Annotated in this window: 1 pseudogene; it reads left to right on the plus strand. The window is 32.4% G+C overall.

Annotated elements, in window-relative coordinates:
- A pseudogene (locus ACSG5Z_RS32065) lies at positions 1-284 on the plus strand (YdeI/OmpD-associated family protein); the annotation flags it as partial.

Raw genomic sequence — 284 nt, forward strand, 5'->3', positions numbered from 1 at the left:
GTATACAAATATGGTCGTAATGAATGAACCTAGTGATTATGACATTTTCACAGGAAAAGAAACTGCATTTTCAAAAGAACACGATGCCATTTTTATTTTTGTAGAAACACTTGATGAAATGTTGAAACAAACGAATTATATTATTAGTAATGAAGAATTACTAATTGAAAAAGGCTACATATTCTTCGCATATCCGAAAAAAGGTAAGTTTCGTTACAGTACGTTTATTCACCGTGATGAGATGTTTCCAGCGTTAAACGTTGGCGAAGATGGGTATTTAGGAC

It is taken from the genome of Bacillus pretiosus, assembly GCF_051294775.1.
Taxonomy (GTDB): Bacteria; Bacillota; Bacilli; order Bacillales; family Bacillaceae_G; genus Bacillus_A; species Bacillus_A wiedmannii.